Source organism: Streptomyces sp. NPDC001002 (genome assembly GCF_053599215.1).
The window spans coordinates 18,658-29,674 of record NZ_JBSFLV010000114.1 but is presented as its reverse complement, the minus strand read 5'-3'; the positions used below and the strand labels follow the sequence as shown (position 1 = coordinate 29,674).

At 69.7% G+C, this 11,017-nt stretch carries 10 protein-coding genes; 6 read left to right on the top strand and 4 right to left on the bottom strand.

Annotated elements, in window-relative coordinates:
• Window positions 1-121: 121 nt before the first annotated feature.
• Window positions 122-457, bottom strand: a complete 336-nt coding sequence (locus ACWDR3_RS35870; RefSeq protein ID WP_123998759.1) for a Rieske (2Fe-2S) protein — start codon at window positions 455-457, stop codon at window positions 122-124.
• Entirely contained in the window at window positions 454-681 is a 228-nt protein-coding gene (locus tag ACWDR3_RS35865; RefSeq protein WP_450356751.1) for a hypothetical protein, read from the bottom strand. Before ACWDR3_RS35865 ends, ACWDR3_RS35870 begins: the two co-directional genes overlap by 4 nt.
• A 143-nt stretch (window positions 682-824) precedes the next feature.
• On the opposite strand from ACWDR3_RS35865, the gene ACWDR3_RS35860 reads away from it, so the two are divergent.
• Both ACWDR3_RS35860 and ACWDR3_RS35855 read left to right on the top strand, forming a co-directional pair.
• Entirely contained in the window at window positions 825-1,808 is a 984-nt protein-coding gene (locus ACWDR3_RS35860; RefSeq protein WP_450356750.1) for a helix-turn-helix transcriptional regulator, read from the top strand.
• A 36-nt stretch (window positions 1,809-1,844) separates the two neighbouring features.
• Window positions 1,845-2,822, top strand: coding sequence for a LuxR C-terminal-related transcriptional regulator (locus tag ACWDR3_RS35855; RefSeq protein WP_450356749.1), 978 nt, complete (start codon window positions 1,845-1,847; stop codon window positions 2,820-2,822).
• On the opposite strand, the gene ACWDR3_RS35850 is transcribed toward ACWDR3_RS35855, so the two are convergent.
• On the bottom strand, window positions 2,785-3,822 hold the full coding sequence (locus ACWDR3_RS35850) for a LuxR C-terminal-related transcriptional regulator (protein WP_450356748.1): 1,038 nt from the start codon (window positions 3,820-3,822) through the stop codon (window positions 2,785-2,787). The genes ACWDR3_RS35855 and ACWDR3_RS35850 overlap by 38 nt on opposite strands.
• Window positions 3,823-4,122: 300 nt before the next feature.
• On the opposite strand from ACWDR3_RS35850, the gene ACWDR3_RS35845 reads away from it, so the two are divergent.
• The 3 genes from ACWDR3_RS35845 to ACWDR3_RS35835 are packed head-to-tail and all read left to right on the top strand — an operon-like array spanning window position 4,123 to window position 7,440.
• Window positions 4,123-5,667 (top strand): circularly permuted type 2 ATP-grasp protein, encoded by a 1,545-nt coding sequence (locus tag ACWDR3_RS35845; protein ID WP_450356747.1) that lies wholly within the window; start codon window positions 4,123-4,125, stop codon window positions 5,665-5,667.
• A complete protein-coding gene (locus ACWDR3_RS35840) occupies window positions 5,664-6,596 on the top strand; it encodes an alpha-E domain-containing protein (protein WP_450356746.1) in 933 nt (310 codons plus the stop codon). Before ACWDR3_RS35845 ends, ACWDR3_RS35840 begins: the two co-directional genes overlap by 4 nt.
• Window position 6,597: 1 nt before the next feature.
• Window positions 6,598-7,440 carry a transglutaminase family protein gene (locus ACWDR3_RS35835; RefSeq protein WP_450356745.1) on the top strand — a complete coding sequence of 281 codons (843 nt, stop codon included), beginning with the start codon at window positions 6,598-6,600 and terminating at the stop codon, window positions 7,438-7,440.
• A gap of 105 nt (window positions 7,441-7,545) precedes the next feature.
• Here ACWDR3_RS35835 and ACWDR3_RS35830 read toward each other — a convergent pair whose 3' ends face one another.
• Window positions 7,546-8,661 carry a sugar ABC transporter substrate-binding protein gene (locus tag ACWDR3_RS35830; RefSeq protein WP_450356744.1) on the bottom strand — a complete coding sequence of 372 codons (1,116 nt, stop codon included), beginning with the start codon at window positions 8,659-8,661 and terminating at the stop codon, window positions 7,546-7,548.
• 295 nt (window positions 8,662-8,956) lie between these two features.
• Here ACWDR3_RS35830 and ACWDR3_RS35825 point away from each other — a divergent pair, with 295 nt between their 5' ends.
• Window positions 8,957-11,008: a fibronectin type III domain-containing protein gene (locus ACWDR3_RS35825; RefSeq protein ID WP_450356743.1), complete on the top strand. Its 2,052-nt coding sequence runs from the start codon at window positions 8,957-8,959 to the stop codon at window positions 11,006-11,008.
• Window positions 11,009-11,017 lie beyond the last annotated feature (9 nt).

The window sequence follows — 11,017 nt, the reverse complement described above, 5'->3', positions numbered from 1 at the left end:
CCCGGAAGCAGGCACCCCGGGCGCTGGACCGGCGATATCCCGGATGCCTCCCGCTCATGCGCTCCATGCTGTCGAGATCGAGGAGGCGGACGGCGCGATCTGTTACGACGGGGGAATCGCGTCAGGCACTGCGGGGGGTGGCTGAGATGGTCCGTAGGTTGGGGGCTTCCGGTTCCACCAGCCGATGGTCTCGCTGATCAAGGTTCACAAAGATCATTCCGTACCGAATCGCACATCGAACGGGCTGCGGCGCCCCCCGAGGCCGCCGCAGACACCGGTAGGCCCGTACGTCCTCGTCCTCGTCCCGCGTCACGACGACCGGCTCTCCGAAGACGGTCACCATGAGCGAGTCCCCGGGGTGGGGGATCGCGGTGACCAGATCGATGAAGTGCCAGCCGGAGCGGTAGGCCGTGGCCATTTCGCGACGGAAGGAGCGGTCGTCGGGTGGAGTGGTCATGACTCGGCGACCCACGTGCTGTCGCTCGGAGCCACCCAGGTGCTGTCACCCGGGACGTCGGACGCCGTGACGATCCAGGTACTGTCACCGACGCCGGCGGCAGTCACAGTGGTCGTGCGCCAGGTGCTGTCGTCCGCCTTGGTGTTGCCGGCACCCGCAGAGCCGCCCAGCGCCCCGAAAATCACAGCGGCGGAGAAGGCGGCGACTAGCGCCGAGCGAAGCATTCTCTTATGCATAGTCGGCTTCGTCCTCATTTGAAGGTCACCTCTCCCCCGTCCGAATACGACGATGGCCCATTCCGGCACGTCATGGCCACACAATCGATGCATCATGTTCCTGCACGTTCAGGACCCTGGGGGGTGGAGATTTGACAATAAATGAGACTAAGCGGACACATCCTCACGGGCTGACCGACCTGTGCGCGGAAGGGCGACGCCTCTACGGGAACGCTCTCCGGACGGGACGGGTCGCCCGTACGGATGTGGAACCCGCACCCTGTTTGATGGAGTTCGCCCTTCTTCATCCCGATCCTGACGACCCGAACTGGCTACGCCCGGTACCTCCTTCGATTGCCCTCGCTCAGCGGCTCAACCCGATCGAGAGCGAGATCACCCAGCGCCGGCGCATGTCGATCGAGCTCGCCGACGCTTTCGAGCCGTTCATGACGCTCAGCGCCCAGTCCACGGCGACCACGCACTCCATCACGGTGCTGGAGGGTCTGGACCGGATCAACGCGGCACTCGACCTGGCCACCGCCCAGTGCCAGACCGAGATGCTCACCGTGCAGCCGAGCCGCCGCCGCCTCGAACACACCCTCGCCCAGGGCCTCAACCGCGACCGGCCGCTGATCGAACGCGGCTGCCGCATCCGCACCCTTTACCAGCACCCGGCCCGCTACAGCCCTGAGACGCTGGCCTACGTCGCCCAGTTCACCGACGGCAAGGTCGAGTACCGGACGATCGACGAACTCGTCGAGCGGCTGATCATCTGCGACGAGACCGTGGCCTTCATCCCGACCCGCGACGACGGGGAGATCGCCCTCGAACTCCGGCATCCCGGGCTCGTCCGCTACCTGATCAAGGTCTTCGAGTTCATGTGGAACCGCGCGGTCCCGCTGAGCGCCGGCGCGCCCTACGAGACCGCCCCCGACGGCATCACCGAGATCCAGCACTCGATCGCCAAGCTCCTCATCGAGGGCCACGTCGACGAGGCGATCGCCCGGCGCCTGGGCATGAACGTGCGCACCTGCCGGGCCCACATCGCCAAGCTCGCGACGGCGCTGGGCAGCGGCAGCCGCGCCCAGCTCGGGTTCCTCATAGCCCAGTCGGGGATCCTCAAGCAGGAGCCCTGACCCACAGAAGAAACCGCAGGAAGAAGAAGGTCACACGTGACGACACAGCCACACCGGCACGGTCCGGAGGAACTGTGCGAGGAGGGCCTGGAGCTGTACGGCCGAGCGCTGCGTGCCGGGCACGTCAGCGGCGCGGACGTCCGGGCGGCCCCCTGTCTCGTCGACTTCGGCCTGCTGAGCCCGGCCGCCACGGACCCCGACCGCCTGGAGCCCGTCGCCCCGGCCCTCGCCCTGCACCGGCGGCTGAGCGCCTCGGCGGACCGCATCGCCGACGAGCGGCGGCGCGAGCAGCGACTGGCCGAGACGTTCGAACCGCTCATGCGCATCGACGGACAGCGCACCGCCCCGACGGACCCGCCGGCCATCGGCCTGATCGGCGGACTCGACCGGATCAACGAGGCCATCGCCGCCGCCATGGCCGACGCCTCCCGCGAACTCCTGGCCATCCAGCCCTACGACGGCCGCAACCCCGCCTCACGCCTCGCCAGGAGCCTCGGCCGGGACCAGGCGCTGCTCGACCGCGGCGGCCGTATCCGCACCCTCTACCAGCACACCCAGCGCCACTCGCCGGCCGTGACGGCCCGCTACGAGCAGCTGGACGGCGACGCGGAGGCGCGGACCCTCGACCAGGTCACCGAGCGCCTCGTCGTGATCGACCGCACGGTGGCCTTCATCCCGGCCAACGCCGACCGCACGCTCGCCCTTGAAGTGCGCCACCCGGTCCTGATCGACTACTTCGCCATCACCTTCGACCGGCTCTGGCACATGGCCGCCCCGATGTACCCCGAAACGGTCGAGCCCGCCCCCCTCAACGGCATAACCCCCCGCCAACACGCCATAGCCGCCCTCCTCGTCGAAGGCCACACGGACGCCGTCATCGCGGAGCGCCTCGGGCTGAACGTCCGTACCGCGCGCGTGCACATCGCCAAGCTCGCGGCGACGCTGGGCAGTGAGAGCCGGGCGCAGCTGGGCTATCTCATCGGGCGGTCGGGGATTCTTGACCGGGAAGGGTGAGCGGGCCGACGTCGGCCGGCTGACGCGGGTTGTCGAGCCCCACCTGCGCTATCCGCACGCCGAGTTGGGCCCGGCTGGCCGCGCCCAGCGTCTCCGAGAGGCGCGCGATGTGGGCGCGGCAGGTGCGGACGCTTATGCCGAGCCGTTCGGCAATCACCGCGTCCTGGTGCCCCTCCGCCAGCAGCGCCGCGATGGACTGCTCGCGGTGCGAGATGCCCTCGATGCCGGTGTCGGGGAGCGCCGCGGTGAGCGGGATCGCGAGGCGCCACAGGCGGTCGAATACGGTGCCCAGGTAGCCGACCAGCGCCGGGTGCCGTAGCTCAAGCGCGAGGGTGCGGTCCGCGTTGGCCGGGATGAACGCGACCGTGCGGTCGAAGAGGATGAGGCGGTCGATCACCTCGTCCAGGGTTCGCGCCTCCACCGTGTCGCCCATCAGCTCCAGGTAGTTGAGCAGGCCCTGGCCGTGCCGGGCGACGTGCGTGTACAGGTCGCGCATGCGCACGCCCCGGCCGCGCAGGGCGAGCGCGCGGTGCAGTCCCTCGGTCAGCTCGTGCTCGGGCCTGATGCCGCCGGGCTGGACGGTGAGGACCTCGGTGGTGCACGCCTCGGTCGCCTCGTCCATCGCCGCCTGGATGCGGGAGAGTCCGTCCAGGACCCGGATCGCGGCCCCCTCGCCGGCGCCCGTCGGCACCGGCGGCCCGAGACCGGCGTACCACTCGAAGGCGGCGACCGCCGAGCCCACCCGGCGCTGGCTGCCGCTGACCTCGTCGTAGACCCCGCGCAGCAGCCGGGTCATGACCTCCTGCGGGGAGGTCGGGACCAGCCAGTCCATGTCGTCGGGGTCGGGGTGCAGCAGGGCGAGTTCCAGCAGGCACGGCACCGACTCCGCGTCCGGGCGCGGCACACGACCCCGTCGTACGGCCCGGGAGTACACGCGGTCCCCGGCCTCGCACAAGCGGTCGGCACCGTGCGGATGCTCCGCCGTCCCGTGCCCGGCCATCGCCCAACCCCCGAGTTCCGCCGTCCATCGCAGCGCAACTATGCGCGGACCGCACGGGCTCCGCAACACGGCTCAATCGGTCGAGGCACAGGAAAAACGCCGGTATGCCCGGGTATTTACGGGCCTCCTTCCGTCGAGTTGCAACAAGCTGATGGCCCCGTGCAGGAACCTGGGGGTGTGCGGAACGTCTGCTTCCGCCGGGCGGCGGGCGCCGTGCGCGCCCCCGGGACCGCGCCGGGCGTGCGCTCCCGGAAATGCCGGAGTGATCGTTGTGTTACGTACCGCCCTTAACGTCCCCTCATGGCGGACATATTTGACGCGTACGCGTTGGCCGACGCGTGGGACGAGATGTTCGAGCGGCCTGGCGAGGTCAGGACCGCCTACGAGCCGGTACTGGCGGCACTTCAACCGATCGAGCCGAGCGAACTGCGCTTCCGGGCCGACCAGATGGCCCGGGCGTTCACCGACCGGGGCGTGACCTACGCCTTCGCGGGCGAGGAGCGGCCCTGGCCGCTGGACCTGGTGCCGCGGATCCTCGACGCCCTCGAATGGGATCTCATACAACGCGGGGTGAGCCAACGGGTCAGAGCCCTGGAGGCCTACCTCGCCGACGCCTACGGGCCCTGCCGGGCCTTCGAGGACGGCGTGGTGCCCTGGCGCCTGCTGCTCCACTCCCCGCACTTCCACCGCGCCGCGCACGGCGTCGAGCCACCCGGCGGCGTGCGCATCCATGTCGCCGGCATCGACCTGGTCCGGGACGAGGAGGGCGCCTTCCGGGTCCTGGAGGACAACGTCCGGGTGCCGAGCGGCGTTTCGTACGTCATCGAGAACCGCCGGGCGATGACCCGGGTCTTCCCGTCCCTCTTCGCCGAACAGCACGTCGTACCCGTCGACGGGTACGCCCAACGGTTGCTCGCCGCCCTGCGCGCCGCCGCACCCGAAGGGGTGGTGGATCCGCGGGTCGTGGTGCTGACTCCGGGGCCCAGCAACGCCGCCTACTTCGAACACGCCCTGCTCGCCCGGCTGATGGGCGTGCAGCTGGTCGAGGGGCACGACCTGGTCAGCCGCGGCAACCGCGTCTGGATGCGCACCACCCGCGGCGAGGTGCCCGTGCACGTCGTATACCGGCGCCTGGACGACGACTTCCTCGACCCGCTGCATTTCCGCCCAGACTCGGTGATCGGCTGCCCCGGCATCATGGGCGCGGCCATGGCGGGCAACGTCACACTCGCGAACGCGGTGGGCAACGGGATCGCCGACGACAAGCTGCTCTACACCTACGTCCCGGATCTGATCCGCTACTACCTCTCCGAGGAACCGATTCTCCCCAACGTCGAGTCCTACCGACCCGACGAACCCGGGCAGTTGGACGCGGTCCTCGACCAGATCGACCAGCTGGTGATCAAGCCGGTCGACGGCGCCGGCGGACAGGGCATCGTCATCGGACCGAAGGCCGACGCGGAGACTCTCGAACGCACTCGCAAAGCCGTCGCCGCCGACCCGCGCGGCTTCATCGCCCAGCGGCCCGTCGCCCTGTCCACCTCCCCCACCCTCGCCGGTGAGCGGATGGCACCGCGCCACATCGATCTGCGTCCGTTCGCCGTGAACGACGGCAGCGACGTGTGGGTGCTGCCCGGTGGCCTCACCCGCGTCGCGCTCCAGGAGGGCAACCTGATCGTCAACTCCAGCCAGGGCGGCGGCTCCAAGGACACCTGGGTGCTCGCGGAGGGCCCGGCCGAACCGCCGGCGCCGGCCGTCGAGGGCACGCTCCCGGCGGTCGCGCCACGTCAGCACGGACCCGACGGCAACCCCACCGTCGTACCGGAAGGGGCGCAGCAGCAGTGAACGACGTGATCCTGTCCCGGATAGCCGAGGCCCTGACCTGGACCGGCCGGTACGTCGAGCGGGCGGACGCCACCGGCCGCATCCTCGACGCGTATCTGCACCGCATGCTGGAGGACCCCTGGCGCGACGAGGACCTGGCCTGCCGGTCGCTGTACGCGATCCTCGGTGTGGACGCGGGCGGTCAACGCGTCGACATGCAGCAGGTGTTGGACCAGCTCGCCTTCGACGCCCGCTCGACCTGTTCCATCGAGGGCGCGCTCGGCGCGGCCCGGCTCAATGCCAGGAGCGCCCGGGAAGCCGTCTCCTCGGAGATGTGGGAGTGCCTCAACTCCACCTGGCACGCCCTGGCCGACCAGCGCCTCGCGGCCCGCCGTACGGGCCCTTACGCCTATCTGGAACTGGTGCGCAGACGTGCGGCGTTGTTCTTCGGTCTCGCCGACTCCACCATGAGCCGGGACGACAGCTGGCGGTTCGTGGTGCTCGGCCGGAGCCTGGAACGGGTCGACATGACCGTACGGCTGCTGGCGGTACGGGTGTTGGACGCGGCGCACGCGCCCGACTGGCCGACGCTGCTGAGCGCTTCGGGTGCCGATGAGGCGTACGCGCGCGTGTACGGCGGTTTCGGCGACACCCCGCGCGTGGCCGAATTCCTGCTCCTGGACCGGGACTTCCCGCGCTCGGCGCTGCACGCGCTGACCACGGCGGAGGAGTGCCTCAGCGCGCTCGGCCGCCCGCGCCAGGACCCGGCGCGCCGCCCGATCGGCCGCCTGCGCACCCGCCTCGAATACCTCGACACCAACGCGCTGGAGGACCAACTCCCCATCCTGCTGCGTGACTTGCAGCAGTCCTGCATGGCGTCCGCCGACGCGGTGGCGGAGCGCTTCTTCCCGTACCAGGGGCCCGTCGAGTGGGCCCAGGAAGGAGCCTGACATGGCTCGCCGCCTCCGCATCCGGCACGTCACGCGCGTCGCGTACGCCCAGCCGGCCGCGTCCTCGCACAACGAGGTCCGTATGACCCCGCTGACGCTGCCGGGCCAGACCACCCTGGACGCCCGGGTCACGGTCAGCCCGGCCGCGGCCACCTGGTCGTACTGGGACTACTGGGGCACCCAGGTCACCGGCTTCGACCTGATGGACCCGCACGCGGACCTCACGATCACCGCGTCCAGCCTGGTGGAGACCTCCCCGCAGGGCCCGCTCCCCACCCCGCCCACCTGGCCGGAACTGGCCGAACACACCTCCGGCTCCCGCCTGTTGGAGTACGCGGGCCCGACGTCTCGTACGACGATCCCGGCGCCGCTCCTCGACAAGGCGAAGGAGGCGGCGGCCGGCCTCGACCCGCACGCGACGGCCGTCGCGGTCTCCTCCCTCGTCGCCGACCAGGTCTCCTACCTCCCCGGCGCGACGAGCGTGAACACCTCACCCGCCGAGGCCTGGGAACAGGGCGCCGGCGTCTGCCAGGACATCACCCACCTCACCCTCGCCATGCTCCGGGGCGTCGGCCTCCCGGCCCGCTACGTCTCCGGCTACCTCCACCCGGAGCCCGACGCCGAACTCCACCGCCCCGTGGCCGGCCAGAGCCACGCCTGGATCGAGTACTGGGCCGGCGACTGGTCCGGCTACGACCCCACCAACCGCACCCGCCCCGACGAGTCCCACGTCGTCGTCGCCCGGGGCCGCGACTACGACGACGTCACCCCGCACAAGGGCATCTACCGGGGCGTGGCGGGCGGCCCGCCGGACGTGTTGGTGGAGTTCACGCGGGTGGCGTGAGAGGGAGGTCCTGCGGGCGGGCGCGCGAGGGCGGGACGGCACACTGCTCGCCGCCCCGCCCCACCGCGCCTGCTTGAAGACCTGTCAGAAGGCCTGCTCGACGGCCTACTTGAGGCCGATCGCCTCGCAGTCCGCGCTGTACTTCGACGTGCAGATGTCGGAGGTCTTGTAGATGCCGTCCGCGATGACCGTCGACTTGATGTTCTTCTTCGTCAGGGCGGTCACCGTGACGAGCTGGGCCGGGATCTCCTTGTTGGTGGGGCTGTCGACGCTGTCCTGGGTGAGGGCGTCGAACTGGATGTCGTGGCCCTGGACCTTGGCCACGGCCATCTGCGCGGCGGCCTCGGCCTCCTGCGGGTAGGACTTGTAGACGCTCATGTACTGCTCGCCGGCCACGATCCGCTGCACGGCGGCGAGTTCGGCGTCCTGGCCGGTGATGGGCGGCGGGTTGGTCACGCCGGCCGCGTCGAGCGCCTTGACGATGCCGCCCGCCATGCCGTCGTTGGCGGAGTAGATCGCGGCGATGTTGCCCTTGCCGATCTCCTGGATCGCGGCGGCCATGTTGGCCTGCGCGTTCTCCGGCTTCCAGTCCTTGGTGTCGTAGGACTTGGCGATCGTCACCTTGCCGTTGAGCTCGGACAGCGCGCCCGCCTTGAACTGCTTGGCGTTCGGGTCGGTGGGCGAGCCGTTCATCATGACGATCTTGTCGGACGTGCTGGCGTCCGACCCCAACGCGTCGAGCAGGGACCGGCCCTGGACCTCGCCGACCAGTTCGTTGTCGAAGGAGATGTACGCGTCGATGGGGCCCTCGGCGAGCCGGTCGTAGGCGATGACCGGGATGCCGGCGTCCTTGGCCTTCGTCACCTCGCCGGCGATCGCGTGCGAGTCGACCGCGTCCAGCAGGATGATGTCGACCTTCTTGTCGATCATCTGCTGCATCTGCGTGGCCTGCTTGTCCGCGTCCTGGTCGGCGTTGGCGTAGTCGACCTTGCCCTGCTTGTTCGTGAGGCTGGCGACCTTCTCCTTGATGATCGGGTAGTCGAAGTCCTCGTAACGGGTGTTGGCCGTCTCCGGCAGGAGCAGACCGATCGTCACGTCGTTGCCCTTCGTCGGGCTGGCCGAGCTGCCGTCCGACGACGCGTTCAGCACACCGCAGGCGGCCAGCGAGAAGGTCATGGTGGACGCTGCAACGGCGATGGCTATTCGACGCGTGGGACGCATTGGGGAGCTCACTTCTGGTGCCTTCCGAACACGGCCGCAGCTGTGCGACCCAGGTGACTGAAAAGCCAACGCGTGCGCGACCCCGGCCGTCAAGCGGAACCACTTAACGAGTGCGCAACACCACTCTCTGTTGTGCATGTGAAGCACTCGTGCAACCGCCTCCCGACGTACTCCGCAAGCCCTCCATGCGGAACTCCACAAAGTGCGGGCAAAGATCCGTACAACCAAGCCGATTCCTCGCGAGTCGTGATCACGAAGGCCCAAACCTCCGTTCCGCTTTCGCTCAGAGGACCGAATGAACCCAGCCAGACGCACGACCGCCGCGACCGCGGCAGCCGTCGCGCTGACCACGGCGACCACTCTGCTCACCGTGTCCGCCGCCCCCGCCTCCGCCGCCACGACCTGCGCCTCGCCGGTCTACAAACGGCAGTTGTTCGCCAGCACCACCTTCAAGGGCACCCCGAAGAAGACCGGCTGCGACAGCGCGATCGACGAGAGCTGGAGCGGCGCGCCCGCCGCCGGCCTCCCGAAGGACAACTTCGCCGCGCGCTGGACCGTCTCCCGAGACTTCGGCTCCGGCGGGCCCTTCGCGCTCACCGCCACCGCGACCGACGGCATCCGCGTCTACCTGGACGACAGCCGCAAGATCAACCTCTGGTCCAACACCACGGGTTCGCGCACCAAGACCGTCAACGTGACGATCCCCAAGGGCAGGCACACCCTGCGGATCGACTACGTGAACTGGACCGGCGCCGCGAAGGTCAAGGTCGGCTACACGCCCAGGACTTCGGCGAGCGTCGACAAGGTCAAGCCGCTCGTCCCGAAGAGCGCCGAGGTCGAGTTCCTCGACGAGGAGTTCGTCTCCTCCGGCAAGGTCACGTGGTCGGCGAACAAGGAGATGGACCTCGCCGGCTACCGCCTCTACCGGCGGGTGAAGGGCTCCGGCACCTGGACCAAGGTGGCCACGACCACCGCCCGCAGCCACACCGATGCCCCGCCGGCCACGGGTGAGTCGTACTACTACGAGGTCCGCGCGTACGACAAGGCCGGCAACGAATCGGCCGGCACCGAGGACCTGGGCCCGATCTCCACGTGGGACACGACCGCGCCCGCCAAGCCCGTCGTCACCGCGGAGGGCGTCGAGGCCGCCAACAACCTGTCCTGGACCGGTCCTTCGGACGCGGCCAAGTACCGGATCCTGCGCAAGCCGAGCACCGAGACCTCCTACACCCAGATCGACGAGACCGCCGCGGCCACCACCACGTACGCCGACACCGAGGCGTCGTACGGCGAGTCCTACGACTACGTGGTCACCGCCGTCGACAGGGCCGGGAACACCGCGCGCTCCGCCGCCGTCCGCTCGACCCGGTCCATCCTCCCGCCGCAGAACGTGACGGCGACGGTGCCCGGTTACGGCGCGATGTTCACCTGGACCGAGGCACCGGGCGGCGACACCGCCGACTACCGGGTGTACCGCTCGAAGACCTCCCCGGTGCAGATCACCTACGCGAACCTCACCGACTGCAGCAGCCGCAAGGCCAGCAGGGACGCGGCCGGCAACACGGTCCGCAGCTGCGTCGACCATGACGGCGACCGGGGCGTCACGTACCACTACACGATGATCCGGAAGAACACCGCGGGCCGCTGGTCCTTGGGTTCCGCCGAGATGACCGTGACCCGCCCCGGCGACGAGATCCCGCCGCCCAACGTGACCGGCCTGACCGCGCGGCCCCTGGAGTATGGCGTCCAACTGGACTGGGACGACAGCACGGCGACGGACCTCGCCAAGTACGAGATCTTCGAGAAGCCGACGCAGTGGGACACCCCCGAGTACCTCGGCACCGTGGACGCGGCCACCTCCGAGTACCTCGTCGGCCCCGAGCGGGCGGACGGCGAGAGCACCCAGTACGTCGTCGTCGCCTTCGACATCTACGGCAACTCCCGTACCTACGAGGACTCGAACGACCCGGACGTCGCCCCCTGGAGCCAGGAAGTGTCCACGGTCGCCGTCACCGAGCTCGACCTCACCCCGACGGTGATCCCCGCGAACACCTCGGTCTGCGACCTCTACGCCTACGACAACACCGCGGGCGACTCCGTGCTGGACCTCGACTGCGAGGGCGTCGCCGCCGACGCCCTCGGGATCAACGTGTACCGGTGGGACCGCGAGTCGGGCACCTACGTCCGGCTGAACGACGTACCCCTGGCGACGACCACCAGCTACTACACGGACAGGACCGCGCCGCGGGGCACCACCCACCACTTCGTCGCCTCGGTGGTCGCCGCCGACGGCACGGAGACCTTCACGAACGTCGACTACACCGTGACCCTGCCGAGCGGGGTGTGACATGAGGAA

Bases quoted from the DNA above. Each gene is read 5' to 3' on its own strand.
- ACWDR3_RS35830 (WP_450356744.1), bottom strand. From the start codon at position 8,661: ATGCGTCCCACGCGTCGAATAGCCATCGCCGTTGCAGCGTCCACCATG.
- ACWDR3_RS35850 (WP_450356748.1), bottom strand. From the start codon at position 3,822: ATGGCCGGGCACGGGACGGCGGAGCATCCGCACGGTGCCGACCGCTTG.
- ACWDR3_RS35870 (WP_123998759.1), bottom strand. From the start codon at position 457: ATGACCACTCCACCCGACGACCGCTCCTTCCGTCGCGAAATGGCCACG.
- ACWDR3_RS35835 (WP_450356745.1), top strand. From the start codon at position 6,598: ATGGCTCGCCGCCTCCGCATCCGGCACGTCACGCGCGTCGCGTACGCC.
- ACWDR3_RS35865 (WP_450356751.1), bottom strand. From the start codon at position 681: ATGCTTCGCTCGGCGCTAGTCGCCGCCTTCTCCGCCGCTGTGATTTTC.
- ACWDR3_RS35825 (WP_450356743.1), top strand. From the start codon at position 8,957: ATGAACCCAGCCAGACGCACGACCGCCGCGACCGCGGCAGCCGTCGCG.
- ACWDR3_RS35845 (WP_450356747.1), top strand. From the start codon at position 4,123: ATGGCGGACATATTTGACGCGTACGCGTTGGCCGACGCGTGGGACGAG.